At 65.6% G+C, this 26,855-nt stretch carries 22 protein-coding genes; 8 read left to right on the top strand and 14 right to left on the bottom strand.

The window, feature by feature from the left end; translation table 11 throughout:
* Nucleotides 1–16 precede the first annotated feature (16 nt).
* From msrB to radC, 3 genes are all read left to right on the top strand, one after another.
* A complete protein-coding gene (msrB, locus tag FIV09_RS15925; protein WP_152451445.1) occupies nt 17–466 on the top strand; it encodes a peptide-methionine (R)-S-oxide reductase MsrB in 450 nt (149 codons plus the stop codon).
* Nucleotides 463–975: a peptide-methionine (S)-S-oxide reductase MsrA gene (msrA, locus tag FIV09_RS15920; RefSeq protein WP_152451443.1), complete on the top strand. Its 513-nt coding sequence runs from the start codon at nt 463–465 to the stop codon at nt 973–975. The genes msrB and msrA overlap by 4 nt, the downstream gene beginning before the upstream one ends.
* A 204-nt stretch (nt 976–1,179) precedes the next feature.
* Nucleotides 1,180–1,929 carry a DNA repair protein RadC gene (gene radC, locus FIV09_RS15915; protein ID WP_152451441.1) on the top strand — a complete coding sequence of 250 codons (750 nt, stop codon included), beginning with the start codon at nt 1,180–1,182 and terminating at the stop codon, nt 1,927–1,929.
* Nucleotides 1,930–1,945: 16 nt separating this feature from the next.
* Here radC and FIV09_RS15910 read toward each other — a convergent pair whose 3' ends face one another.
* From FIV09_RS15910 to secA, 4 genes are all read right to left on the bottom strand, one after another.
* Nucleotides 1,946–3,460, bottom strand: coding sequence for a phosphate ABC transporter substrate-binding/OmpA family protein (locus tag FIV09_RS15910; protein WP_254702249.1), 1,515 nt, complete (start codon nt 3,458–3,460; stop codon nt 1,946–1,948).
* A gap of 144 nt (nt 3,461–3,604) precedes the next feature.
* On the bottom strand, nt 3,605–4,624 hold the full coding sequence (locus tag FIV09_RS15905; protein WP_152451439.1) for a translocase: 1,020 nt from the start codon (nt 4,622–4,624) through the stop codon (nt 3,605–3,607).
* A 214-nt stretch (nt 4,625–4,838) separates the two neighbouring features.
* Nucleotides 4,839–5,729 carry a hypothetical protein gene (locus tag FIV09_RS15900; protein ID WP_152451437.1) on the bottom strand — a complete coding sequence of 297 codons (891 nt, stop codon included), beginning with the start codon at nt 5,727–5,729 and terminating at the stop codon, nt 4,839–4,841.
* A gap of 43 nt (nt 5,730–5,772) precedes the next feature.
* Nucleotides 5,773–8,508, bottom strand: coding sequence for a preprotein translocase subunit SecA (gene secA, locus FIV09_RS15895; protein WP_152451435.1), 2,736 nt, complete (start codon nt 8,506–8,508; stop codon nt 5,773–5,775).
* A gap of 177 nt (nt 8,509–8,685) precedes the next feature.
* Between secA and FIV09_RS15890 the strand changes: the two genes are divergently transcribed.
* Both FIV09_RS15890 and argJ read left to right on the top strand, forming a co-directional pair.
* Entirely contained in the window at nt 8,686–9,531 is an 846-nt protein-coding gene (locus tag FIV09_RS15890; protein ID WP_152451433.1) for a peptidylprolyl isomerase, read from the top strand.
* A gap of 1 nt (nt 9,532) precedes the next feature.
* The gene (gene argJ / locus FIV09_RS15885) at nt 9,533–10,768 is read left to right on the top strand and encodes a bifunctional glutamate N-acetyltransferase/amino-acid acetyltransferase ArgJ (RefSeq protein ID WP_152451431.1); all 1,236 of its coding nucleotides are present in this window, start codon (nt 9,533–9,535) and stop codon (nt 10,766–10,768) included.
* 327 nt (nt 10,769–11,095) lie between these two features.
* Here argJ and FIV09_RS15880 read toward each other — a convergent pair whose 3' ends face one another.
* A complete protein-coding gene (locus FIV09_RS15880; RefSeq protein WP_152451429.1) occupies nt 11,096–12,541 on the bottom strand; it encodes an aldehyde dehydrogenase family protein in 1,446 nt (481 codons plus the stop codon).
* Between the two features lie 153 nt (nt 12,542–12,694).
* On the opposite strand from FIV09_RS15880, the gene FIV09_RS15875 reads away from it, so the two are divergent.
* The 3 genes from FIV09_RS15875 (at nt 12,695) to FIV09_RS15865 (ending at nt 15,894) form a co-directional block, all read left to right on the top strand.
* The gene (locus FIV09_RS15875) at nt 12,695–13,348 is read left to right on the top strand and encodes a peroxiredoxin (RefSeq protein WP_152451427.1); all 654 of its coding nucleotides are present in this window, start codon (nt 12,695–12,697) and stop codon (nt 13,346–13,348) included.
* A gap of 163 nt (nt 13,349–13,511) precedes the next feature.
* Nucleotides 13,512–14,786: a multidrug effflux MFS transporter gene (locus tag FIV09_RS15870; protein WP_172975753.1), complete on the top strand. Its 1,275-nt coding sequence runs from the start codon at nt 13,512–13,514 to the stop codon at nt 14,784–14,786.
* 79 nt (nt 14,787–14,865) lie between these two features.
* On the top strand, nt 14,866–15,894 hold the full coding sequence (locus FIV09_RS15865; RefSeq protein WP_152451423.1) for a succinylglutamate desuccinylase/aspartoacylase family protein: 1,029 nt from the start codon (nt 14,866–14,868) through the stop codon (nt 15,892–15,894).
* A 6-nt stretch (nt 15,895–15,900) separates the two neighbouring features.
* Here the strand turns inward: FIV09_RS15865 and rlmH are convergent, their stop codons facing one another.
* The 9 genes from rlmH to FIV09_RS15820 form a co-directional block, all read right to left on the bottom strand.
* Nucleotides 15,901–16,371 (bottom strand): 23S rRNA (pseudouridine(1915)-N(3))-methyltransferase RlmH, encoded by a 471-nt coding sequence (gene rlmH, locus FIV09_RS15860; RefSeq protein ID WP_152451421.1) that lies wholly within the window; start codon nt 16,369–16,371, stop codon nt 15,901–15,903.
* The gene (rsfS, locus tag FIV09_RS15855) at nt 16,372–16,740 is read right to left on the bottom strand and encodes a ribosome silencing factor (RefSeq protein WP_152451419.1); all 369 of its coding nucleotides are present in this window, start codon (nt 16,738–16,740) and stop codon (nt 16,372–16,374) included.
* Nucleotides 16,741–16,999: 259 nt separating this feature from the next.
* Complete coding sequence (locus FIV09_RS15850; RefSeq protein ID WP_152451417.1) at nt 17,000–19,336, bottom strand: aldehyde dehydrogenase family protein; 2,337 nt, start codon at nt 19,334–19,336, stop codon at nt 17,000–17,002.
* A gap of 9 nt (nt 19,337–19,345) precedes the next feature.
* Entirely contained in the window at nt 19,346–20,335 is a 990-nt protein-coding gene (deoC, locus tag FIV09_RS15845; protein ID WP_152451415.1) for a deoxyribose-phosphate aldolase, read from the bottom strand.
* Nucleotides 20,336–20,817: 482 nt separating this feature from the next.
* Nucleotides 20,818–22,002, bottom strand: a complete 1,185-nt coding sequence (locus tag FIV09_RS15840) for an amino acid aminotransferase (protein ID WP_152451413.1) — start codon at nt 22,000–22,002, stop codon at nt 20,818–20,820.
* Nucleotides 22,002–22,859 (bottom strand): 3-mercaptopyruvate sulfurtransferase, encoded by an 858-nt coding sequence (sseA, locus tag FIV09_RS15835; RefSeq protein WP_152451411.1) that lies wholly within the window; start codon nt 22,857–22,859, stop codon nt 22,002–22,004. The genes FIV09_RS15840 and sseA overlap by 1 nt, the downstream gene beginning before the upstream one ends.
* A gap of 68 nt (nt 22,860–22,927) precedes the next feature.
* Nucleotides 22,928–23,401, bottom strand: a complete 474-nt coding sequence (gene smpB, locus FIV09_RS15830; RefSeq protein WP_152451408.1) for an SsrA-binding protein SmpB — start codon at nt 23,399–23,401, stop codon at nt 22,928–22,930.
* A gap of 69 nt (nt 23,402–23,470) precedes the next feature.
* Nucleotides 23,471–25,984: a cation:proton antiporter gene (locus tag FIV09_RS15825; protein WP_152451406.1), complete on the bottom strand. Its 2,514-nt coding sequence runs from the start codon at nt 25,982–25,984 to the stop codon at nt 23,471–23,473.
* A gap of 145 nt (nt 25,985–26,129) precedes the next feature.
* Nucleotides 26,130–26,753 (bottom strand): EF-hand domain-containing protein, encoded by a 624-nt coding sequence (locus FIV09_RS15820; protein WP_152451404.1) that lies wholly within the window; start codon nt 26,751–26,753, stop codon nt 26,130–26,132.
* Between the last annotated feature and the right edge of the window lie 102 nt (nt 26,754–26,855).

The raw sequence follows: 26,855 nt of genomic DNA, 5'->3' as shown, positions 1-26,855 counted from the left end.
AAAGAAAGGGAACTTCATGGCAGAGTACCGCAAAGACCCTGACGTGATCGCCACGCTCGATCCCGAAAGCTACCGGGTGACGCAGGAAAACGGCACCGAACGGCCGGGCACGGGCGCCTATCTCGGCAACAAGGAGCCGGGCATTTATGTCGATATCGTTTCGGGCGAGCCGCTTTTCGCGTCGTCGTCGAAATATGAATCCGGCTGCGGATGGCCGAGCTTCGTGAAGCCCATCGCGCCCGAGAACATCACCGAGCTGCGCGACACCACCCACGGGATGATCCGCACCGAGGTCCGCTCCAAGCATGGCGACAGCCATCTTGGGCACGTCTTCCCGGACGGGCCGCAGGACCGGGGCGGTCTGCGCTATTGCATCAATTCCGCGGCGCTCCGCTTCGTCCATCGCGACGACATGGAGGCCGAGGGCTACGGCAAATACCTTGATCAAGTGGAGGAACGGGCATGAGTAATCTTGAGCGCGCCGTCCTGGCGGGCGGCTGTTTCTGGGGCATGCAGGACCTGATCCGGAAGATGGACGGCGTCGAGAAGACGCGCGTCGGCTACACGGGCGGCGACGTGCCGAACGCGACCTATCGCAATCATGGCACCCATGCGGAAGGGATCGAGATCTGGTTCGATCCCGCGCGCATCTCGTACCGGCGGATCCTGGAATATTTCTTCCAGATCCATGACCCGACCACCCGTAACCGACAGGGCAACGATATCGGCATGTCCTACCGGTCGGCGATCTACTACGTCGATGAGGCACAGAAGGCCGTGGCTCAGGACACGATCGCGGATGTGGAGGCCTCGGGCCTCTGGCCGGGTCGCGTGGTGACCGAGGTGGAGCCCGTGGGCGATTTCTGGGAAGCCGAGCCCGAGCACCAGGATTACCTGGAGCGGATTCCCAATGGCTATACCTGCCACTTTCCGCGGCCCGACTGGGTGCTGCCGCGGCGCGACGCGGCTGAATAAAGGGCTCGCCATCGCCCTGAGAAAAACCCGCCCGGCAGAGAATTTCCGGGCGGGTTTCGCGCTGTCAGGGGAAACGAGCGTCTGGACCTGGAGGGTCCGACCCAACCTGAGCGAGAAACCCTTTCGCATTGGTTAATGGCGCGCCGGAAAAACGCGAAAAGGCGATTAACGCCGCATTAACGTCCCGTGCGCTAGTCAGACCCCATGACATATTCAGGCTTTTCAGACGCGCAGGGCACCCTGTTCGAGGCGCCGCGCCGGGATGCGGGCGGGCCGATTCTGCCGTCCTATATCCGGGATCATCGCCAGCGGCTGCGCGAGCGGTTTACCAATGGCGGGGCAGACGCGGTGCCCGATTACGAAATGCTGGAACTGGTGCTGTTCCGTGCCATCCCGCGACGGGACGTGAAGCCGCTGGCGCGCCTTCTGATCGACACGTTCGGCGATTTCGCGCGGGTCCTCTCGGCGCCGCGGGCGCGGCTTCTCGAGGTGGCGGGGATCGGCGAGGCGGTGATCTGCGAGTTGAAGATCGTCGAGGCGGCAGCGCAGCGGCTGGCCCGTGGCCGCGTTCTGAACCGGCCGGTGGTCTCAAGCTGGGACGCGCTTCTGGAGTATTGCCACGCCGCATTGTCCCACAAGGATATCGAGGAATTCCGCGTGCTGTTCCTTGATCGCAAGAACGTTCTCATTGCCGACGAGGCACAGGCGCGGGGCACGGTCGATCACGTGCCGGTCTACCCGCGCGAGGTCATCAAGCGCGCGCTCGAGATCAACGCCTCGGCGCTGATCCTCGTGCATAATCACCCGTCGGGGGATCCGTCGCCGTCTCAGGCCGACATCGCCATGACCGAAGAAATCGCACGAGCGGGCACGGCGCTGGGTGTGACGTTGCACGACCACCTTGTCATCGGCAAAAGCCGGGAGCTGAGTTTCCGCGCCGAAGGCCTGATCTGAGCCGCGGGGTGCGGGCTCAGTCGAGCCAGATCTCGACCCGACGGTTCGCGCCGCGGCCCCAGGTGGTGTCATCGCAAGCCATGGGCATCGCCTCTCCGAAAGCGTCGGCACTGGTGGACAGGCGCGTGGGATCGGCAGCCTCCGCGGCATCGAGGACGGCCTGCCGCACTGCCTCTGCCCGTTTACGGGCAATGGCGCGGTTGGCGCTGGCCGGTCCGACCCCATCGGAAAAGCCCGCGAACAGGATATCCCGCGTGTCGTAGACCCCGGCTTCGATGGCGGCGGCCAGCGTTTCCACATTGGCCCGCGATTGCGCATCAAGCCGGGCCGATCCCGGCTCGAACCGGAACGAGGTGGTCAGGCGGCGGCGCGGGCCCAGCGTGCTCTGCAGGCGCTTGAGTTCGGCCAGCCCGGCCTCGCCGTCGGCCACGGCAATCGCATTGGCAAGCCGCGCGCCCTGATCGGCCACCGGCACCTCTTCGGCCGCCTGATCGGTAAAGCCCACGCGGCGGATCACGTTCTGCGCGGGCGCAGAGGCCGAATAGGCGAGGAAATCGCGGGCGATCTTTGGTAGGCGCCGGGCGGGCAGGTAGAGGAACATGGGCGCGGTGAGCGGCCAATCCTCGGTCTTGATGGTCCGACGGGTCGCGCGCAGGCTGAACCCGCATGCGCCCGTGAGCGCAAGCGGCCGGGCCAACCCGGTCTCGGAGAAGCTGGCAATGCCCAGGCCGAACGGGTCGATCGCAACCGCGCCGGCCAGCACGTCCTGTGCGCCATGCCGGATCACGCTGCCCGCAACGCCATCCGCGCGGGCATCGAGCAGCCGTCGTTCGATGGTCTGCGCCAGACCCGAGGTCGCGGCGGGCAGGTGCAGGGTGATCGGCGCGTCGGGCCCGCCGAGATCGGCCCAATTGTCGATCCGTCCGGCCAGAATGCCCTCGAGGGCCGCGATGGATATCGCCTCCACGGGGTTCGTCCCCGACACGACGGGCACCAGCGCATCGAGGGCCAGGACCCGGCTCCACTTCGCCTGCCGCAGATCGCCGAGACCCGCCTCCGCGGCACGGGCAGCCTCGTCGGGGCGGATCTCGCGCAGGGCCATGACCATGTCCGCCTCATCCGCTAACAGATCGGCGAAGCCTTCATCGGTGTTGGAGTTCGTCAGGTAGAAGCGCGCAAGCCGTTTGCCCGTGGCGCCATCGCTCAGCGTGTAGATCGTCTGGCTGTCGGAGGGGGCTTCGCGCGTGCTCTCCAGTCCTTCGCGCAGCGCAAAGCCTTCGATGAGGGCGGGCAGCAGAACGCGGCCGATGGTGCCCGATCCGGACAGGCGCAGCTCCGCGACGAAATCGGTCAGCGACGGGCACGCCACGCCTTCGCAGCGCACGCCCGAGCTGTCGACCGTCAGCTCGCCATATTGCGAGGCGATGCGGTAGAATTCGCCATCGAAGCCCAGCAGCGTGCCGGTGATCGACACGCCGCCATCCTGGCTGCGCAGCACCACGTCATCGGCCTGCGCTGCGGCCGCGGACAACCATGCCGCCCATGCCAGTGCGATGCACAAACCATGGCGGATCAGTCTGACGAAATGCGGGATGACCGCCCCTCCCAAAAGCCTGGACCGGGCGCGAGTGTCCGCGTCCGGTCCGGGAAGATCAAGTGGCTGGGCGTGCGAAGATCAGCGTGCTGCGACCTCGATGTCGCGCACCACGTCGTCGAGCACGAGGAAATCGCCGACCGCGTCGCATTCGGGCATCGCAAGCGCCAGCTCACGGGTGGCGAGCGCGCCTTCGGATTGCCAGTGCAGGGTCTGTGCGGCGATGTCGCGGGCGCAATTTGCAGAGGTGATCTCGGCCTCGACGCTGAGCGACACGTCACCGTTGGTCTGCGCGGTGCCTGCGGGGAAGGAATAGACCTCCGCCAGGAGCGGCTCCGGGGCCGCGGCATCGCCGAGACGGGTCAGAAAACCACCTTCGCCGCGCGCGGCCGCTTCGACGGAGCCCTGCGCACCGGACCAGATATGGCCGTCGGCGAAGTATTCGGCGCCCATTTCGCGGGCATGGAGCTGCAAGCCGCTTTCGCCGCGCCATTGCAGGGCCGTGCGGTCATAGAAGGCGAGGGATGGCACTTCGGCCTGTGCGATGGCGCCATCGCCCGAGGCATAGGACAGGATGAACACGGCCCGTTCGGACAGAGCCGGCACATCGAGCGACAAGGTGCCGTCGGGCTGCATCGTCGCGGTAAACATCAGGCCCGAATGGTGCACGGTCAGGCGTTCGGAGCCATGGCAGGGCGCCGTCACGCTGAGGGCGACCATCGCGCCTGCGATGGCCTCCGCATCGGCGGTGATGTCGCAGTCGAATCCGGCCTCGGGCGCCTCATCCGGCAAGGTCGCATCGGAGAGGGTCGCGCTGTCGATGGCCGCCATCTCGACGGGTTTCGCCGGCAGCGTGGCCGGGGCGGCGTCCTGGCTGGGCAGTTGCGGCAGGGCCGATGCACCGGTGATGGGCATCATCTCCGCCGGTTGCGCCGCATCCGTGTTTTCCGCCGTGGGAGCGGAGGTGTCGGTAATGCCGGTCACTTCGACGGGGCCGGTTTCGGAGCCCGTGAAGGGCATGCCGAATTGCATCACATAGCCGATTGCAAAGGCACAAGTTGCAGTGCCGATCGCGAGGGCACGGGTCTTGGGATTGGCCATCGGAACCTCCGGAGGGCGGCTTCATTCGAGAGTAACGTGCCCGCCCATCGTGGCGGCGATGAGGCGATGCGATGCCATCTGTAGGACATTATGGTGACTGCGTGTCCCGCGCGCCTGAGCGCATTTCGAACGGGCTGCAGGGGCGGCCTGATCTCGTTCGCGCCACGTCAGCCGCGGCTGTCACGTGTGCCGCGACTTTCTGAGCGTGGTCGGCTCAGGCGGTGGGAGCGGTCGGCGCCACGGAGCCGATCTCCACCTTGGTTTTCTTCTTCGGGGCGAGCGTGAGAATGCTGTCATAGCTCTGGGCGATGATATCGAAGGAGAGCTGGCACTCGATCCCGCATTCGCAGATGGCCTCGTACCAACGCTCCGCGATCCGGACGGTCTCGGGGTGGGTTTGGTCCCGGACCGAATAGTCGGTCAGAAACAGTTCCTGATCGCTCAATTCCGCACCGTTGCGGATGCTTCTATCGACAAACGGCACGAATTTGTTGACCTGGAGTCGATAGCGTTCCTGCATCATCGTCGCTGCGAATTCCCAAAGGATCGTGCCCGAGATATGCGGCGCGCGGCGCATGGCGATGGCTTTGCCCTCGCTGTCCAGAAGGGCAATATCGGTTTTTACCTTCTCGTGATCGATGCGTTGCTTGTCGTCGGAATAGACCACGAAGCGGTGCTTCTTCAGATCCGGAAAGAGATGCGGCAGGGCTTTCGCGATTTTCGCCTGATGGGCGGATTCCACCGGGTTGTTGCTGACCGGAAGGTTCAACAGGATCGGTTTCCAACCGAACTTCGCGACGATCTTCAGGACGCGCGGATTGTTGGAAATGAAGTAATGCGGGACGTTCTTCGGCTTGTTGTTCTTGTCGAAGGTGAAGGACAGCAACGGGCCGCAAAAGGTCGAATAGACGGCCACGTCGCCGGAGGTCTCATGTTGCGGCGCGCTGTCGATGGCGTGGGGAATTGCCGCCAATCTCAGTTTATCGACGTCGTAATCATCGCTGATCGGATAGAAATAGTGCCCCAGCTTTCGGTTCGCATCCCGGATCGCCCGGCGCGTCTTCCTGTACCTGCGTACAAGCTTCAACGTGGCTATTTCGAACATCTGGGCATTTCTCCGACGTCGATTTGAACTGAGAGAAGCTGCGTCAGGTCAGCCGCCCGTGACAATGCTTGAACTTGTTGCCCGAACCGCAGGGGCAGGGGCTGTTGCGGGCCGGATTGCCCCAGGTATCGGGATTGGTCTCGTCGAAGCCTTCGACCAGCGGGGTCCTTGCTGCCACGGCCGGGCCCGCCGCCTCGGCATCGGGTTCGGCGGCGCCCGCGGGCGCCTGGGCCGCGGCCATCTGAGCCTGCGCCTGCTGGCGGCGCATCTCATCCAGAAGCTGCTGGCGCTGCTCTTCGGACATGGGCTGGATCTGTGACAGCTTCTGCGTGACCTCAGCGCGCAGGCTGTCGAGCATCGCTTCGAAGAGCTGGAAGCTTTCGGTCTTGTACTCGTTCAGCGGATCGCGCTGGGCATATCCACGGAAGCCGACGACGGAGCGCAGATGCTCCAGCGTCAGGAGATGCTCGCGCCACTTGGCGTCGATGGTCTGCAGCAGAAGCTGCTTTTCGATCTGGCGCATGGCCTCGGGGCCGAACTTCTCGGCCTTCTCGGTCATCATCTGCGACGCGGCCTTCTCGATCCGCTCCCGCAGCTCGTCCTGATCGACGCCGTCTTCCTCGGTCCAGGCCTCGATGGGCAGGTCAAGCATCAGCGTCTCCTTCAGGGCCTTGTCGAGCCCCTCGGCATTCCACTGATCGGCGTAGCTTTTGGGCGGCGCGTAGGTATCCACGAGATCGTCGATCACCTCTTCGCGCATGTCGTCGGTGACCTCCGACAGATCCTCCGCTTCCATGATCTCGCGGCGCTGGCCGAAGATCACCTTGCGCTGATCGTTCATCACGTCGTCGAATTTCAGCAGCTGCTTGCGGATGTCGAAGTTGCGGCCCTCGACCTTGGATTGCGCGCGCTCCAGCGACTTGTTCACCCAAGGGTGCACGATCGCCTCGCCTTCCTTCATGCCGAGCGAGGACAGAACCTTGTCGAGACGGTCGGAGCCGAAGATGCGCATCAGGTCGTCATCGAGCGACAGGAAGAACGAGGACCGGCCGGGATCCCCCTGACGGCCGGACCGGCCGCGCAGCTGGTTGTCGATGCGGCGGCTTTCGTGGCGTTCGGTGGCAAGGACGAAGAGCCCGCCCGATTCCTTGACCTTCGCCTCGTCATCGGCCTGTTCGGCCTCGATGCGGGCGCGGATCTCGTCGGGGTTGCCCTCGGGATCGGCGGCCAGCGCCTCCTGCACCTTCATCTCGAAATTGCCGCCGAGTTTGATGTCGGTGCCGCGGCCCGCCATGTTCGTGGCGATGGTGATGGCGCCGGGCAGGCCCGCATCGCCGACGATCTGCGCTTCCTGTTCGTGCTGGCGCGCGTTCAGGACGTTATGCGGCAGATCGGCCTTCTTCAGCAGGTCCGACAGCATCTCCGACTTCTCGATCGAGGTGGTGCCGACGAGGACCGGCTGGCCATTGTCATGCGCCTTGCGGATCTCCTCGACGATGGCGTCGTACTTTTCGCGGGCCGTGCGATAGACGCGGTCATCCTCGTCGATCCGGGCGATGGGCTTGTTGGTGGGTACTTCAACGACGCCTAGCCCGTAGATCTCGGCGAATTCCTCGGCCTCGGTGGAGGCGGTGCCGGTCATGCCCGACAGCTTGTTGTAGAGGCGGAAGTAGTTCTGGAACGTGACGCTTGCGAGGGTGACGTTCTCGGGCTGGATATTGGCGCCTTCCTTGGCCTCGATGGCCTGGTGCAGACCGTCGGAGAGCCGGCGGCCCGCCATCATGCGACCGGTAAACTCGTCGATCAGCACCACTTCGCCGTCGCGGACGATGTAATCCTTGTCGCGCTGGAACAGCTTGTGCGCGCGCAGGCCCTGGCTGAGATGGTGGATGATCGTGGTCGATTCCGGATCGTAAAGCGACTGGCCCTCGGGCACGAAGCCCGCCTCGACGAGCCGCGCTTCGAGAAACTCGTTGCCCTCGTCGGTGAAGGTCACGTTGCGGGTCTTCTCGTCGATCTCGTAGTGATCTTCGGTAAGCTCGGGGATCAGCTTGTCGATGCCCACGTAAAGCTCGGAGCGGTCCTGGCTCGGCCCGGAAATGATGAGCGGCGTGCGCGCCTCATCGATCAGGATCGAGTCCACCTCGTCGACCACGGCGTAGTTGTGGCCGCGCTGGTACATCTGGTCCAACTCGGACTTCATGTTGTCGCGCAGATAGTCGAAGCCCAGCTCGTTGTTCGTGGCGTAGGTGATGTCCGACTGGTAGGCGGCCTTCTTCTCTTCCTCGGGCTGGCGGGGGTAGACGACGCCGGTGGTGAGCCCCAGCGCGCCGTAGACCTTCGACATCCAGTCCGCGTCGCGGCGGGCGAGGTAATCGTTCACGGTGACGATATGCACGCCCTTGCCCGACAGCGCATTCAGGTAGGCCGGGAAGGTCGCGACCAGCGTCTTGCCCTCGCCGGTCTTCATCTCCGAGATATTGCCCTGATGCAGGAAGATGCCCCCCATGAGCTGCACGTCAAAGGCCCGCAGACCCAGCGCGCGCTTGGCGGCTTCACGGCAATTGGCGAAGGCTTCGGGCAGAAGCGCATCGAGGGTTTCCCCCTCGGCGTGGCGCTTTTTCAGCTCCTCGGTCTTGGCCTTGAGGCCGTCATCGTCCAGGGCCTCGAAGTCGGGCTCCAGGGCGTTGATCCGATCGACCAGGGGCCGGGTCGCCTTGATTTTCCGGTCATTCGGGGTGCCGAAGACCTTCTTCGCGATTGTTCCGAACCCTAGCATACGCTCTCTTCCGCCTGTCACTATCTCGTGTGCCGACATCTGCTTGCCCGTCTCGCACCGAGCTCATACACAAACGGGGAGAAAAGACCGGCTTCGCAGAGCCATGTGGCGATGTAAGGGCCGGTCTTCTGACTGTCAACGCTGCCCCAGAGCCGGGCCGCAGAAAGAGGTGTATACATGCCCCGATCGAGCCTGAAAATCGTCACTGCCGCACTGATCGCGCTCGCGCCGCCGGCATTCGCGCAGGAAGAGGTGGCCCTCGACACCGTGATGGCGACGGTCAATGGCGAGGAAATCACCCTGGGCCACATGCTGATGCTGCGCACCACGCTGCCCGAGCAGTACCAACAGCTGCCCGCGAACGTGCTGTTCGAAGGCATCCTCGACCAGATGATCCAGCAGGAAGCGCTGGCGCAATCGGACGATGCCGAGGAGACCGAGGTCGTGCGTCTGGCCATCGAGAACCAGCGCCGCGCGATGATGTCCTCGCAGGCGATGGATGTTCTCGCACCGGACGAGATCCCGGATGCCGACATCCAGGCCGCTTATGAGGCGCAGTTCGGCGGCGATGGGGGCACTGAGTACAACGCCTCGCACATCCTCGTGGAGACCGAGGAAGAGGCCGCTTCCCTCGTGACCGAGCTTGAGAATGGCGCGGATTTCGCAGAGCTCGCGCGCGAGAAATCGACCGGGCCTTCGGGACCGAGCGGCGGCAGCCTCGGCTGGTTCGAGGCGGGCCAGATGGTCGCGCCGTTCCAGGACGCGGTCGAAACGCTGGAGGCGGGCGAGGTGTCCGGCCCCGTGCAGACGCAGTTCGGCTGGCATGTCGTGAAGCTCAACGAGACGCGCATCAAGGAAGCGCCCGCGCTTGAGACCGTGCGCGACCAGATCGTTCAGACCCTCTCCGAGGAGGCCATGCAGACGGCCATCGAAGATGTCGTGGCCGGTGCCGAAGTGACGCGCCCCGGGGCTGAGCTGAGCCCCGAAGTGCTGAACCGGCTGGACCTTCTGGGTATGCAGTAACATGGCCAAGATCACCGCGCGTTCGCCGCTGGCACCCGAAGCCTTCCCGGAACTGCCGGTGATCAAGGGCGTCCGTTTCGCCAGCGCGGCGGCGGGCGTCCGCTATGCCGGTCGGCAGGACGTGATGCTCGCGCATCTGGCACCGGGCTCGACCGTGGCGGGGGTGTTCACACGCTCCGCCACGCGCTCGGCGCCGGTGCTCGATTGTCAGGCGAAGATCGGGCAGGACCCCAAGGAAGGGGACGGCGCCGCGATCCTCGTGAATTCCGGCAATTCCAACGCCTTCACGGGCCGCGCGGGCGAAGCATCCGTGCAGGCGCTGTGCGACGCGGTGTCGGTGGCGATGGACCTGCCTGCGGGCCGGGTCTTCACCTCCTCGACCGGGGTGATCGGCGAACGGCTGCCGCATGACCGGATCACCGCGAAGGTCGCCGATCTGGTCGCGGATCTGAGCGAGGACGGCATCGCGGGCGCGGCCCAGGCGATCATGACCACGGACACCTTCCCCAAGGGAGCAGCCGCCGAGGTGGAGATCGACGGCGCACCCGTGAAGATCGCGGGCATCGCCAAGGGCTCGGGCATGATCGCGCCCGACATGGCGACGATGCTGGTCTACATCTTCACCGATGCGGCCATCGACCGCGAGGACCTGCAGGCGCTTGTCTCGGGCATCAATGACCGGACCTTCAACTGCATCACCGTGGACAGCGACACCTCGACCTCGGACACGCTCCTCATGGGAGCGACGGGGGCTTCGGGGGTGCGTGTGGGCCGCGACACCGCCGTCTTCGCCGAGGCACTGGAGCGGGTCTTTCTGGACCTCGCCCATCAGGTCGTGCGCGACGGGGAAGGGGCCACGAAATTCGTGACCGTCTCGGTCACCGGGGCTGCGAGCGACGCCGATGCGCGGATGCACGCCCTGTCGATCGCCAATTCGCCGCTGGTGAAGACCGCGATTGCGGGGGAAGATCCGAACTGGGGCCGCGTGGTCATGGCCATCGGCAAATCAGGGGCGGCGGCAGATCGCGACCTGCTGACCATCCGTTTCGGAGACGTCCTGGTGGCCGAGAAAGGTTGGGTCTCGCCCGATTATCGCGAGGAGATGGGGGCTGCGGTGATGAAACAGCCCGAGATCGAGATCGCGGTGGATCTTGGACTGGGCGCGGGTTCGGCCACGGTGTGGACCTGCGACCTGACGCATGGCTACATCTCGATCAATGCGGATTACCGGTCTTAAATTGACCGTGTTGGCCTGAAATCGATTGAACGAAGACCCTGAGCGCGGAATCAAGGTTGCCTTGGCAACCGCCGCGCTAGCGCCTGCCCGCCACGGTGGGCTGGCGCTTTGGTGCCGACGGCGCGACGCTCGATCTTGGGAGGGGCTTGGCTGACATAAAGCGCCTGCGTTCCACTGTTGCAGCGCCATCCCGCGGGCAGGCGCACCAGCGGGGGTCTGTTTGATGAGGCATGGAGGGTGAAAACGGAAGGAAGGAGAAACGCCATCTTCGCGCTTGCCCCTAGGATGACGTCTGTTCGCTCCCGTGTAGCGCGATTTGAAAACCGCTCACTCCGCCTCTGGATCCCAGCCGGACACCGCCTTGACCTCGACGAAGTCATGGATGCCCCACGATCCGCCCTCGCGGCCATTGCCGGACATCTTCATGCCGCCGAAGGGCGAGCCTGCCGCGCGGTCCTGGCCGTTCATCTCGACCATGCCCGAGCGCAGCGCGCGTGCCAGCCGGTTGCGCCGCGCGCCATCGGCGGTCTGCACGTAGTTGGTCAACCCGTAGGGCGTGTCATTGGCCACGCGCAGGGCCTCCTCCTCGGTCTCGAAGCGCATGATCGACAGGACGGGGCCGAAGATTTCCTCCTGCGCGATGGTCATGTCGGGCGTCACGTCGGCAAAGACGGTGGGCCGCACGAAGAAGCCCTTGTTCACACCCTCGGGCAGGCCCGGACCGCCCGCGACAAGCCGCGCGCCTTCGTCGATGCCCTGCTGGATCAGGCCCTGGATCTTGTCCCACTGGGTGCGGTTCACCACCGGGCCGATATGGCGGCCTTCTTCCGAGGCGGGACCAACGCCCACCTTGCCCGCGACCTCGGCGGCCTCGTCCACGACGCGGTCATAGACCTGTGCCTCGACCATCATGCGCGAGGGGGCGTTACAGCTTTGGCCCGAGTTCTGCATCATGTGCAACACGCCGCGCTTCACGGCCTTCTCATCCGCATCGGCGAAGATCAGGTTGGCGCCCTTGCCGCCCAGTTCCAGATGCACGCGCTTGAGCGTGTCGGCGGCGGCCTTGGAGATCAGCTTGCCCGCACGGGTGGAGCCGGTGAAGGACACCATGTCCACATCCGGATGCGCCGAAAGCTGCGAGCCTGCGCCCGCGCCATCGCCGTTGACGAGGTTGAAGACGCCTTTGGGCCAGCCCGCCGCCTCCACGCATTCGGCGAAGATGATCGCCGAAAGCGGACTTTCCTCGGAGGGTTTCAGAACCATCGTGTTGCCCGCGACAGCCGCTGCGCCAACCTTCAGGGTGATCTGGTTCATCGGCCAGTTCCACGGCGTGATGAGCGCGCAGACGCCCACCGCCTCGTGGATGATGCGGTCATTGGGCGCGTGATCGCCCAGAGGCGCTTCCCAGGGGAAATCGCGGGCGGCGCGGATGAAGTTCTTGAGGTGGAAGGCACCCGCGCCGAACTGGTTGCGCGAGGCCAGATCCATGGGCGCGCCCATCTCGCGGCTCATGGCTTCGGCCATGTCGGCCGCACGCGCCTTGTAGGCCTCGAGCAGACGCTCGACGGCTGCGATCCGCTCCTCGACAGGGGTTGCCATCCAGCCGGGCAGGGCGGCCTTGGCCGCGGCGACGGCGGCGTTGGTATCGGCCTCGCCGCCCAGCGAAATGGTCGCGAAGGCCTCTTCGGTGGAGGGGTCGATCACCGCGTGATCCGTGCCCGCCTGCGGTGCGACCCAGGCACCGTCGATGTAGAAGTCGCGTTTCTCGATCATCGCTGTCTCCTGTCGCCGGGGATCGGCGCCGGGCCGATCCGCGATATTTGATCAAATTTGCAAAGGCACCATGCCGCTGCATCTCGGGGGATGCAATGGGGCGGGCGACGGCCTAGGTACATCCCCAGACCCATATTCGCACGGAGGCTCAACATGGCTTTGCGCATCAACGATACCATCCCCGATCTGACCGTCGAGACCGATCACGGCCCGATTTCGCTGCACGATTACGTGGGCGACAGCTGGACGGTGATCTTCTCGCATCCCAAGGATTTCACCCCGGTCTGCACCACTGAATTCGGGGCAGTCGCCCAGCTCAAGGATGAGTGGGAAAAGCGCGGCGTGAAGGTGCTTGGCGTGTCCGTGGACAGCGCCGAGGATCACAAGCGCTGGAAGGAGGACATCCAGACCGCGGGCGGCGCCGAGGCGACCTTCCCGATCGTCGCGGATAGTGACCTCGCGCTGTCCAAGGCCTTCGACATGCTGCCCGCCGAGGCGTATCTGCCCGATGGCCGCACGTCCAATGACACCGCCACGGTGCGCGCGGTCTTCGTGATCGGCCCGGACATGCAGCTCAAGCTGTCGATGACCTATCCGATGAATGTGGGCCGCAACTTCGCCGAGGTCCTGCGCGCCATCGACGGGCTGCAGACCGCGGCACAGCACACCATCGCCACGCCCGCCAACTGGGCCGTGGGCGAGGATGTGGTGATCCCCGCGACCGTCTCCGAGGAAGACGCGCGCGAAAAGTTCGGCCAGTACCAGACCGTGCTGCCCTATCTGCGCATGGCCAAGCTGCCGGAATAACTTCCAGCGCGGGGCAAAGGCGCACAGGCCGTGTGCGCCATGCGCCTGCGCGGAACGGTGCCGCCCCGGTTGGCGGGTCATGCAAGGCATTCTATATCAGGGTGAGACCCGGCGCGGCCTTCGCGCCGGGTTTTCCGTTCTCACGATGTTTTTTGGAAATACCATGTCCGTCATTCCCGACCGTCCCGCCGCCGCCCCCACCGAAGCGCCAACCCGGCCCGAAGGCGCTGCCGCGGCACTACCTTACTGGGAATTCATCGCGATCGTGGCGTTTCTCATGGCGTTGAACGCCGCCGCGATCGACGTCTACATCCCCGCCGTGACCGATATCACCAACGCCTTTGCGGTGGTCGACGCCAATGCGGGGCAATTCGTGATCGGCTCCTACGTGATCGGGTTCGGGGCAAGCCAGGTCGTCTACGGCCCCTTGTCGGACCGGTTCGGGCGCAGGCCTGTGCTGTTCTTCGGCCTCGGCGTCTATTGCGTCGCGGCCATCGCGGCGGCGTTCTCGACCTCGTTCGAGATGCTCCTTGCGATGCGCTTCATCCAGGGTGTGGGTGCGGGCGCGACACGGGTCGTGGCGCTGTCCGTGGTGCGCGACCGCTTCAAGGGGGAGGCGATGGCGCAGGCCATGTCGCTTGTCATGATGGTCTTCATGGTGATGCCGGTGATCGCGCCCAATCTCGGCTCGGCGGTGCTGATCTTTGGCGATTGGCGGCTTCTGGCGGGGGCGATGTTCGCCATCGGGGCGGCGGCCTTCCTGTGGAGCTTTATGCGCCTGCCCGAGACGCTGCGCCCGGAAGATCGGCGCGAGTTGAACGGCGCTCGCATCCTGGAGGCCTTCAAGATCATCTTCACCAACCGGCGGGCCTTTGGCTACACGCTGGCGACGGGCGCCTTCTTCGGGGTTCTGTTCTCCTTCGTCAGCCAGGCCGAGCAGATCTACACCGAGGTCTACGGCATCGGGCCGGAATTCACCCTCTATTTCGCGTTGGTGGCCTGTTTCATGGCGGCGTCGAATTTCGCCAATTCGCGGCTCGTGCGGATCTTCGGCACAAGGCGGCTAAGCCATGGCGCGCTTTTGGGCTTCGCGATTCTCGCCACGGTGCATCTTGCGCTGGCGGCGGCCTGGGGCGGCGCCTTGCCGTTCCTGTGGTTCCTGATCCTGTCGATCCCGCAATTCAGCTTCTTCGGCTTCATCCCGGCGAATTTCAACGCGCTCGCGATGGAGGAGCTCGGCCATGTCGCGGGCACGGCCTCGGCGGTTCTGGGCACGGTGCAGACGCTGGGCGGTGGGCTCATCGGAGCGGCTTTGGGCTACCTCTACGACGGGACGGTCTTGCCGATGTTCCTGGGCTTCGCGGCGCTGGGCTTCGTGTCGCTGACGCTTGCGGCTTATGCCGAAAACTGGGGCCTTTTTCAGCGCCGCAGAGCGTGACACGCGGCCCCGGTGCCCGCAGCCATTGGCACCGGCCGCCCTATGGCGTATCGCGCGGTAACCCCTCCGCGAGGACCGCATGACGTCTAAAGCCTTCGAGATTGGTGAAATGACCGTGGCACCGGGCACGCGCGCCAGCGTGGATCTGCCGGTATCCGTCCTGTCCGATCACACGCCCGTGCACCTGTCGGCCGAGGTCATCCACGGGCGCAGGCCTGGCCCTGTCGTGTTCGTCTCGGCGGCGGTGCATGGCGACGAGGTGATCGGCGTCGAGATCGTGCGCCGCCTCCTGCGTGCGCGACCGCTGGAGCGGTTGTCGGGAACGCTGATCGCGGTGCCCGTGGTCAACACCTTCGGCTTTCTGAACCAATCGCGCTACCTGCCGGATCGGCGCGATCTGAACCGGTCCTTTCCGGGCTCGGCGCATGGGTCGCTGGCCGCGCGGCTGGCGGATATCTTCATCACCGAAATCGTGCAGCGCTGCGACGTGGGTATCGATCTGCATTCCGCCGCCGTGGGCCGGACGAACCTGCCGCAGATCCGGCTGACCCCCGGCGACAAGCGACTGGCCGAGCTGGGCGCGGCCTTCGCCGCCCCCGTGACCATGACAAGCCGCGTGCGTGACGGATCGCTGCGCGAGGCCGCCGACAAGGCCGGGGTCGATGTGCTGCTGTATGAGGCAGGCGAGGGGCTGCGCTTTGACGAGACCGCCGCGCGGGCGGGCGTCGCGGGCATTCTGCGCGTGCTGCAGCATCTGGGCATGATCGGCGGGCGGGGCGTGCCGCGGGCGCGGGGCGCCTCGGTGTTCTGCGATGGCTCGTCCTGGGTGCGGGCGCCCTCGGGCGGGCTTCTGCGCACGCTCAAGGCCGCGGGCGATTACGTGGAGGAGGGCGCGGTGCTCGGGATCGTGTCCGATCCGTTCGGCGTGGTCGATCACGAGATCACAGCCGCCGAGGCCGGCATCGTGATCGGCCGGACCAACCTGCCGGTGGTCAACGAGGGCGACGCCTGTTTTCACATCGCAACGCCCGCAAAGCCCGTCGCGCCGGATGCGATGTCGGATCATCTGGAACTGCCCGCGCTTTACGACGAGGACGAGATCATCTGATCCGTCTCAGGCGCGGTGATAGGGCGTGCCCGCCAGGATCGAGGCCGCCCGATAAAGCTGTTCGGCCAGCATCACGCGCACCAGCATGTGCGGCCAGACCATTTCGCCGAAGCTGAGACTGAAATCGGCCTCCGCGCGCAGGGCCGGATCGATGCCGTCCGCGCCGCCAATGACGAAGGCCACGTCCTGCCGACCGGTATCGCGCCACTTGGCGAGCTGATCCGCGAAGCCCGGCGAGGACAGGCGCTGTCCGCGCTCATCCATCGTGCAAAGAAGCGCGCCCGAAGGCAGGGCGCGGCGCAGGAGCGCGGCCTCGGTGGCCATGCCCCCGCCCTTCTTGTCCTCGACCTCAACGACAGAAACCGGGCCGAGGCCCATGGCCCGCCCGGTTTTTTCCGTACGGTCGAGATAATCATCGACAAGCGCCTTCTCGGGCCCCTTTCGGAGCCGACCCACGACGCAAAGATGCAGCCGCACCTACTGGGCTTTGGCCGCCGTGGGTGCTGGCGCCCACATCTTCTCGATCTGGTAGAAGTCCCGCACTTCGGGGCGGAAGACATGCACGATCACATCGCCGGTATCGATCAGGATCCAGTCACCGGTTTCCTTGCCCTCCATCTTGGACAGGATCCCGTACCGGGTCTTCAGATCGTCGGCGATCTTCTCCGCGATGGCGCCCACCTGGCGCGAGGACCGGCCGGAGCAGACGATCATATGATCGCCCATGGCAGATTTCCCGCGCAGGTCGATCTGCACGACATCTTCGGCCTTCATGTCATCGAGGGTTTCGAGAATAGCCGCGAGGGATTTATCGCTCGACGGCGTCATTGGGGTCTGGCCCGTCATAGGGCCCCCGAGTTCAGCGACATCGGTCGCGGAAGCGTTGGGCAACAGGACATCGTCCTCCTTGGGTTGTCGCGCCGGTATCGCCCCCGACGCGTTGGGATAGTTTCAAGATAGCATCGGGGATGTGAAATCTCAATGACGGGCGTCGTCCTGCGACATGGCGTGCCGTTTGGGTCCTCGAAAGAAGCCGCCGCGTGAGCCGTCCGGGGCGGGGTGGAGGCGCGTTCCGATGCCCATCTCACCACGTCCCTCGGAGCCATCACGCGCCGTAGGGCACCCACACTGTCTTCACCTCGGTCGCGGCATCGAGGAAGGTGCGCGCCGCGCCCTCTGCTCCGGCCCAGTCGCGGGCATGGCCGTCATTGACCCATGTGCGTTTGAGGTTGCCGGCAGACCGCCGCTCGATCTCTGCGGAGATATCCGCGCCCGAGAAGGACCAGACCGCGTCCACATCGGCGTGATCGGCCAGCGTCTTGGCCAGGTCCTCATGCGGTCCGGTCAGCAGGTTCACCGCACCGCCCGGCACGTCCGAGGTCTCAAGCAGTTGCGTCAACTCCTGCGCGATGAGCGGCGCGGCTTCCGAGGCCACCAGGACGAGCCGGTTGCCCATGGCAAGCGCCGGCGCCATCACCGATACGAGTCCCACAAGCGGCATCTCGTCAGGGCAAAGCGCACCGATCACACCCACAGGCTCGCGCAGCGCCATGGCCAGACCGCGCATCGGCACGGCGCGCGCCTCCCCGGCGAACTTGTCGGCCCAGGCGGCGGCCTCGAAAAGCCGCGTCGTGGCCAATGCGACCTCGGCCTTGCCGTCCTTCTTGCCGGTCATGGCATCGAGCCGCGCGGCGAGCTCGCTTTCGCGGGCAGAAAGGTTCTCGCCCAGGTAATAGAGCACCTGCGCGCGGTTATGCGCGGTGGCACCGGCCCAGCCTGACGCGCCGCGCGCCGCTTCGACCGCGTTGCGCACATCCTTGCGGTTGGCGATGGGCGCCTGTCCCAGAAGACGGCCTTTCGCATCGAAGACCGCCTGCGCATAGCCGCCATCAGGCCGCGCCTGCTTGCCGCCGATATAGAGCTTCGCGGTGCGGTCCACGGGCTGCGGCTCTGCCGTGTCGCCGGTGAAGGCCGCGATACGCTTCAGCGCCTTGGGTTTTCCGGCGGGCTTGGTGTAGGCCATCAGTCCCTCGGGTCCGCCTTCGCGCCCGAAGCCCGATTCGCGCACGCCGCCGAAGGGGGCCGCCGCGTCGAACATGTTGGTGCCGTTGACCCAGACCACGCCGGAGGCCAGTTTCGGCGCGATGTCGAGCGCGACGTTGATGTTCTCCGACCAGACGGTGGCCGCGAGGCCGTAGCGCGTGTTGTTCGCAAGCTGCACCGCCTCCGAAGGCGTGCGGAAGGTGGTGGAGACGAGGACGGGGCCGAAGATTTCCTCCTGCATCAGGGGGGATGCGGGCGAGAGGTCGGAGATCAGCGTGGGCGGGTAGAAACAGCCCTCGGGCACCGGGCCCGCGGCGCGGTAGACCTCGCCATCGGCCTGATCGACAAGGGCCGCGATCCGCGCGCATTGCTCAGGGTGCACGATGGCGCCCACGTCGATGGACTTGTCCAAGGGGTCGCCCATGCGCAGCTTGTCCATCCGCGCGCGCAGCTTCGCGTGGAATCGCTCGGCGATGCCCTCCTGCACCAGGAGGCGGGAGCCCGCGCAGCAAACCTGCCCGCCATTGAACCAGATCGCATCGACGAGGCCCTCGATGGCGCTGTCGAGATCGGCATCCTCGAAGACGATATAGGGCGACTTGCCCCCGAGCTCGAGCGTGAGCGCCTTGCCTTGCCCGGCCGTGGCGGCGCGGATCTTGCGGCCCACCTCGGTTGAGCCGGTGAAGGCGATCTTGTCCACGTCGGCGGCGACCAGCGCGGCACCCGTGTCGCCATCACCCGTGACAATGTTCACCACGCCCTTGGGCAGGCCCGCCTGACGGCAGATATCGGCGAAACACAGGGCGGTCAGCGATGTCCATTCGGCGGGCTTCAGCACGACCGTGTTGCCCATGGCAAGCGCGGGCGCGATCTTCCAGGCAAGCATCAGCAGCGGGAAGTTCCACGGCACGATCTGGCCGCAGACACCGTGCGCCACGCGGCCCGGGACGTGATCCTCCATCAACTGCGCGCAGCCCGCATGATAGTAGAAATGCCGCGCGGCAAGCGGGATATCGATGTCGCGCGCCTCGCGGATGGGCTTGCCGTTATCGAGCGTCTCGAGCACGGCGAAAAGCCGGGAATGTTTCTGCAAGAGCCGCGCCAGCGCATAGAGATAGCGCGCGCGTGCGGGGCCGCCGAGCTTCTCCCACTTGCCCTGTGCGGCGCGGGCCGCCGCCACGGCGGCGGCCACGTCGGCCTCGGTGCCTTGGGTGATGTCGGCCAGCACCTCGCCCGTGGCGGGATTGGTGGTCTCGAATGTCGTGCCCGGCTGCGTGAAGGCGCCGTCCACGAAATGACCGAACCGCGCGCCCTGATCGGTGATCCAGGCCAGCGCATCGCCCGCGGCCTCGGGGGCGGGGCCGTATTCCATGCTCTCGAAGATATCCTTGACGCTCATATCCGTGCCTTACGCCATCGCGTGCCGCCAGCTGGCCGAATAGGCGCCGGTGACATGGTGTTCCAATTGCCGCTCGATATCGCCCAGGAGACTGGAGGCGCCGAAGCGGAAGAGATGCGGGGAAAGCCAGTCGCGGCCAAGTTCTTCGCGGATGAGCGCGAGATAGGTGATCGCGTCCTTGGCCTTGGAGATACCGCCCGCGGGCTTGTAGCCGATCCGGAAGCCTGTCGCCTCATGGTAGTCGCGGATCGCCCGGATCATCACGAGGCTGACGGGCAGGGTGGCATTGACGCTTTCCTTGCCGGTCGAGGTCTTGATGAAATCCGCGCCCGCCATCATCGCGACAAGGCTCGCGCGCGCCACGTTCTGGAGCGTGCCGAGCTCGCCCGTGGCGAGGATCGCCTTCACATGGGCAGGCCCGCAGGCTTCGCGGAAGGCGCGCATCTCGTCGTAGAGCGCCTGCCAATTGCCGGTCAAAACATGGCGACGGGAGATAACGATGTCGATCTCCGCCGCACCCGCCGCGACGCTCTCGCCGATCTCGGCCACGCGCAGGTGAAAATGCGACAGGCCCGCGGGAAAGCCCGTGGAAACCGCGGCCACGGGAATCCCCGATCCGTCGAGAAAGCGGGCCGCGGGCGCGATCATGTCGTGATAGACGCAGACGGCGCCCACGGTCAGATCGGGCAGGCCGAGGGCCTTGAGGAGATCCGCGCGCACCGGCTGGCGCGCCTTGGCGCAGAGGCGGCGCACCCGACCTTCGGTATCGTCGCCCGCAAGCGTCGTGAGGTCGATGCAGGAAATGGCACGCGCAAGCCAGGCGGCCTGGTGGTCCTTCTTGACGCTGCGCCGGGTGGGCAGCTGCGCCGCGCGGCGTTCGATGGCCGAGCGATTTGCAGTGGCGCGCATCACCCAGTCGAGATCGAGCGGCAGGCCGGGATTCCGGGGCTCTGTCGTCTGCGGCAGATGGGTCTGGGCGGCTGGTGTGGCGGTCTGCATGATGCATCCCTCCTCGGATCAGGTTCGGCGCGACGCTCGCATGCGGGCTGGCCGAGGGCAAGATGTGCCGCGCCGTCACGAAGCGTGGCGACGGGGGCAAGGACCGATCCCGGCATCGAGCCGGGACCGGCCCTGCGAGAGGTTCTACCTCTCGCGCTCTCCGGAGGTATTTATGGTCCGGTCGTGACAGGGGCGGGGCGCCAACACTGGGGCGTGGGACACGCGGATGACAGGAGAGGGCAGAGTGCGGCACAGAAAAACCCCGCCCTCGCGTGAAGGACGGGGTCGGCGCGACAAGGTCACGTCCGGACGCGGTCATCGGCGCTCCCGCCTGTACCGCAGGCCCTTCGTCTCACATCTTGCTTAACCAAGTGTTACGACCGGACCGGAAATACCTCCCGCCGGAGGCAACCCGGAGATCGAGGCCCCAAGGCCTCGAACGACATGACATGGGCAGGCGCCGTGGCGCCTGCTCCGCTGGATCAGCAGCCGACGTCGATGATCGCGCGAGCCAGTTTCGGCACCGTCTCGGCGTTGAGACCCGCAATGTTCATGCGGCTGTCGCCCACCATGTAGATGCCGTGCTTTTCGCGCAGCGCCTCGACCTTGTCGGGACCGACGCCCAGACGCGAGAACATGCCGCGATGCTGGGCGAGAAAGCCGAACCGATCGGAACCCGACAGATCGCGCAGTTCGCCCGCCAGCTGTTCGCGCAGCTTCAGCATGCCGAGCCGCACGTCCTCGAGTTCCGCCTGCCAATCGGCGCGGAGCGCGTCGTCGCCCAGCACCATCAGCACCAGCCGCGCGCCGTGATCGGGCGGGAAGGAATAGTTCTGGCGGTTCAGATAGGCCAGCGTGCCCTGGTTCAGCTTGTGGCGGCCCTCTTCGTGCGCCACGGCCATCAGGCAGCCGGTGCGCTCGCGGTAGATGCCGAAATTCTTCGAGCAGGAGGCTGCGATCAGCGTCTCGGGGCAATGCGCCGCGATCAGGCGGGTGGCTGCCGCGTCATCGTCGAGCCCGTCGCCAAAGCCCTGGTAGGCGATGTCGATCATCGGCACCGCGCCCTGCTTGTTCAGCAGGTCCGCAACCGCCTGCCATTCCGACATGTTCAGATTGGCGCCGGTGGGGTTGTGGCAGCAGCCATGCAGCAGAACCACGTCGCCCTTCCTCACCTGGGCGAGGTCCTCCATCATGCCGTCGAAATCGACGCCACCCGTCACACCATCGAAATAGCGGTAGGTGGTAAAGGGGATCTCCATGTGCTTGAGGATCGACAGGTGGTTGGGCCAGGTCGGATCCGACACGAAAACGCGCGCCTCGGGGTTGGCCATGCGGATGAGATCGAAGGCCTGCCGCACGGCGCCGGTGCCGCCGGGAGTCGCCACTTTCGCGACCTTGCCCATGTCGACCGCGTCGCCGAGCACGAGCTGCGCCATCCGTTCGCCGAACAGGGGATCGCCCGCAAGGCCGGTATAGGCCTTCGTGGTCTCTTCTTCCCAAAGCTGCTTCTCGGCGGATTTGATCGCCCGCATGATCGGGGTCTTGCCCTGGGCATCCTTGTAGACGCCGACGCCGAGGTCGATCTTGTCCTCGCGCGGGTCCTCCTTGAAGGCCTGCATCAGCGCCAGGATCTTGTCGGCGGGTTGCTCTTTGAGCTGTTCGAACATCAATCGTCTCCGGTTGCGACGGGCAGGGTGGGGAACTGGCCCCATTCGGTCCATGAGCCGTCATAAAGGGAATGGTCGCTCTTGCCGAAACGCTCCATGGCAAGCGACAGGATCGCGGCGGTCACGCCCGATCCGCAGGTGGTGATGGCAGGCTTCGCGAGGTCCACGCCCGCGGCCTCGAACACCGCCTTGAGTTCAGCGGGCTCCTTCATCGTGCCATCGGCGTTCAGAAGGGTCGCGTAATGCACGTTCCGCGAGCCGGGGATGTGGCCCGCGCGCATGCCGGGGCGCGGCTCGGGCTCCTCGCCCCGGAACCGTCCCGGAGAGCGGGCGTCGATCACCTCGTGATCGCCGAGCTTGGCAGCCGAGGAAACCTGCGTGACATCGCGCACCATATGCGCCTGCCGCCGCACGGTCATGTGCCGGTCGCGGATCATGGGAGGCATATCCTCCACGGGTTGGCCCTCGGCCTGCCATTTCGGGAAGCCGCCATCCAGAACGGCGATATCGGCATGACCCATCAGGCGGAAGAGCCACCAGATGCGCGCGGCGGAAAACATCCCCGCCCCGTCATAGACCACGACCTGATGGCCATCGCCCACGCCCATGGCGCGCATCCGCGACATGAATTTCTCGGGCGGCGGCGCCATGTGGGGCAGGTCCGAACGCGCATCGCTGATATCGTCGATGTCGATGTAGCGGGCGCCCGGAATATGGGCCGCATCGTATTCGGCGCGGCCATCTCGCCCCATATCGGGCAGGTACCAGCTGGCATCCAGCACGCGCAGATCGGGGTCTTTCAGATGCGCGGCCAGCCAGTCTGTGGATACCAGTGTCCGGGGATCTTCGTCAGCCATGGCCACCTCGGTTTGCGTCGCTTGCGGGTCATCCTTTGGCTTAGTGCCAAGCAGCCGCAGAGGCAAGTTCAGCCATGCTCCTTGAGAAGCCGCGCCTTCTGGCGGTTCCAGTCGCGCTTGGCGGCGGTCTCGCGCTTGTCGACGGTCTTCTTGCCCTTGCCGAGCGCGATCTTGATCTTCGCGATGCCGCGATGATTGAAATAGAGGACCAGCGGCACGAGCGTCATGCCCTTGCGGTTGGTCTCGCTCCAGAACTTGGCCAATTCGCGCTTGGACACCAAAAGCTTGCGCGGGCGGCGATCCTCATGGCCGAACATCGCCTGCTCGTAGGGCGCGATATAGGAGTTGATGAGCCAGAGCTCGCCATCCTTCACCTCGGCATAGCTTTCGGCGATATTGGCCGAGCCGGTCCGGAGCGATTTGACCTCGGAGCCCTGCAGGACGATGCCGCATTCGACATCCTCCTCGATCGCGTAATCGAAGCGGGCGCGCCGGTTCTCGGCGATCACCTTGTAATTCGGATTGTCCGGTTTCTTGGCCATGGATGCGGGGGCTACCGTGTTGCGATCGATCTGTCCATGCCCGCCATATAGGGCGGGAGAGGCTCGGAATCAGCCCTGCGCGGCGCGAATTTCATCGAGATAGGGCACGGTGATGCCCCGTTTCTCGGCACTCTGGGCGACCGCCTCCTGCATCGCCTTCGACCGACGCAAGAGCCTGCGGAAGCGTTGTTCGTCCAGCGCCAGAAGCGTGCAGGGCGCAATCGCGCGCACCTCTGCGCGGCGGGCGGATTGCGTCAGCATCGCCAATTGCCCGAAAAGCTCGCCCCGGCCCAGCCGGTAGGCAATCCCGCGCGAGCGCAACTCGACCGCGCCCGAGGCGATGAAATAGACCGTGTCGGCCGCGGTATTGCGGCTGACGATCACATCGCCCTCGGCGGCATAGCGCGTGACCAGCGCTTTCGACAGACGGCGCAGCGTAGCCTCGTCCAGTTCGGAGAAGAGCGGGAATTGCCGCGCAATCTCGGCCTTTTGCAGGACGATATCGAGGGCGGGGCGCTTTTCCTCCTGGGCAGCACGGCGGTTGAGCCGCTCCATCAGGTCGGTGTGCAATTCGACGCCGATCAGGCCCTCTTCCAGCAGATCGTCATATTCGCGCTTCTCGAGGCGCAGGGCCGTGCGGCGGATGAAGCGGCGCTCCAACTCCTCGGCATAGCCCGGATATTGCAGGCGCAGACCGTCGAGGGCCTGATCGACCATCTCGATCCGGCGGGCGAGTAGCTCGTGCAGAAGGTCCGCCACGCGCTTGCCGTGGATGCGGCGAATGCGACGATCGATGAACCCGTCGAGATCGCGCAGAACGAGGCCCTGCAGAAGCAGCACCTCGAAGCGGTCGGCGGTCAGGCGCGACAGGGGCCGCGTGATCTTCAGCCGGTTGAACAGCCACACGGCGGCCCGGAACGACGTATTCAGGCCGACAGCTTCGCGGGCGGCGCGCCTGTAGCCCGTACGGCCCGATTGGCGCGCAGCTTCGACGAGCCGGTCGATATCGCTCAGCACCCGGTCGGCGAGCCGGGTCGAGACGGCGCGTTCGCGGAACCGCTCGATCACGATATCCCGCTCGGCGGAGGCCAGGGCCACGAGACCCAGCGTGATGCGGTCGCGGTCGAGGACATCCTCGGAGGTCTCGGCAGCCTTCACCGCGCCATCGAGCCGTTCGCCGAAGGCCTTGGCCTCGGAGCGCACCGTTTCATGGCTCAGGTCGTAGTTCTTGGTGGTCTCGGCCACATCCTCGCGCACGGTCTGGAGGGCCACCGCGATGACCTGCTTGGCGAGTGCTGCATCCAAGGCAGACAGCCGATCCAGCCCCAGCCGTCCGATCACCCAGCGCAAGGTGGAGCCCTGCACCACCAGCGTGAAGAGCGTGTACCCGGTGGCGAGAATGCCGACCATGCGCCGCGTCTCGGGCGGCACGCGCAGGCTTTCGGTGACCGCGAGCGCCAGGACCAGCGTGACGGCCCCGCGCAGCCCACCCCAGAGGATCGCCGCCCGGTAGGGGCGTTCGACCTTCGGCGACAGGCGCAGGAAGCTGAGCGTCGGCAGAAGCCCGAACAGGATCACCGCGCGGGCCATCAGGGCGGCCACAGCCAGGAACAGGATCAGGCCGATATCGGCGAGGGTCACGTCGCTCAGAAGGCGCGGGATCAGGAGCGCGGCCAGAACGAAGATCAACGCCCCGGCCCAATGCGCGAGAAGGCCCCAGACCTCGCGCATGTTGGCCCAGCTCGTGGGGCTGATCGAACCGGGGGCCGTCACGGTCACGGTCATGCCCGCCGCGACGACGGCAATCACGCCCGACGCGCCCAGAAGCTGCTCCGCCGCGATATAGGCGAGATAGGGCAGCGCCACCGACAGCGAGATCTGCGCGGCCTCGTGCCGGTCGAGGAAGGACATCAGGAAGACCATGGCGCGGGCCAGCACCATCCCCACCGCGACGCCGCCCAGGATCAGGACCGGAAAGCGCAGGATCGCATTTTGCCAGGACGGATCCGGCACGCCACGCATCACGAAGCCCATCAGAAGGCCGAAGAGTGCGATGGCCGCGGCGTCGTTCATCAGGCTTTCGCCTTCGATGATGCGCGCGAGGCGGCGCGGTGCCGCGATGGAGCGGAAGATCGAGACCACCGCCGACGGATCCGTCGTTGAGATGATCGCGGCCAAGAGCAGGCAGGCCACAAGGTCGATGCCGCTGACCCAGGACAGGGACCAGCCGACGAAGATCGTCGAGAAGAACACCGCGACCACCGCGAGGACGAGGATCGGCACCCAATCGTCGGCCATCCGCCGCAGGTTCATGCCCAGCGTCACCTGGAACAGCAGCGTCGGCAGGAAGACATAAAGGAAGACGTTGGAGCGGATCGGGAAGTTCAGGATCGCATTGGCAACGGGGTTCAGCGCATCGGTGATCTCCGTGCGCAGAAAGAACGAGGCGGAAACGGCGATCACGATGCCCAAGCCCGCGAGGATCACGGTATAGGGCAGCCTCACGCGCGCCGCGAGCGGCTCGGCGATGCCAAGAACGAAGAACAGGCCCGCGATGATCGCGGTAATGACAACCACATCCATGCTCCTCAGCTAGCGCCAAGACGGGCCGAGCAACATATCAAAAATGTGCGAGAGGGGCCGTGGAGGCGCGTCTTGGCATGAAAAAGCCACCCCGTGTGTGGCTTGCCAGGGTGGCTTTGGTCAGGGTTCGTTCAGGTATGTGGTGTCAGCCGTTTCGGCCGTTGCCTTTACCACCACTATTTCCGCCGCCATTGCCATTTCCGCCGCCAGAATTGCCGCCGCTGTTCCCGCCTCCGGAATTACCGTTGCCGCCGCCTTTATTGCCGCCGGAGTTGCCTTTGGACGAAGCGGTCTCGGTATCATCGCTGCCTTTGCCGCTGTTGCCGGGCCCGGCCTCGCCCCACTTGGCGTTGCCGCGTTCGCCCATCGGGTCATCGGAGGAGCGGACCTCGTCCTTGGTCACGTAGCCATCGCCGTTCTGGTCGAACTTGACCAGTGCCACATTGGCGTTGCCGCCGAAAACATTGGCCAGCTCGCTTTCGTCGAGCACGCCGTCCTGGTTCACGTCGAGATCCTCGAAGGTGATCGCTTCTCCGGTCTCGGGGGTTCCGGCGTTTTTGACTTCGTCGGCGGTCACGAAACCGTCGTCATCGCTATCATAGCTTGCAAAGGCGGACACGCCGGCCTCTCCGAAGACTTCGACAAATTCGGCCTCGGTCAGGGTCCCGCTCCCGTCGATGTCGATGTCGGTGAAGCTCGTTCCCTGGGCGGAGGCCACAGAGGCGAGAGCGACCAGACTGGCCGAAAGGGTAAGGGTGATGCGGTTCATGTCTGCTCTCCTTTGTCGATTGTTGCGGCAGACTGTGTTGCAGGAGACACGCGCTCTCAAACACGTCGGTGCAAGACCTGCATCCTGCGCAAGAACCTGCCG

The organism is Roseivivax sp. THAF197b (assembly GCF_009363255.1).
Taxonomy (GTDB): Bacteria; Pseudomonadota; Alphaproteobacteria; order Rhodobacterales; family Rhodobacteraceae; genus Roseivivax.
This window is presented reverse-complemented; position numbering and strand designations above follow the sequence as displayed.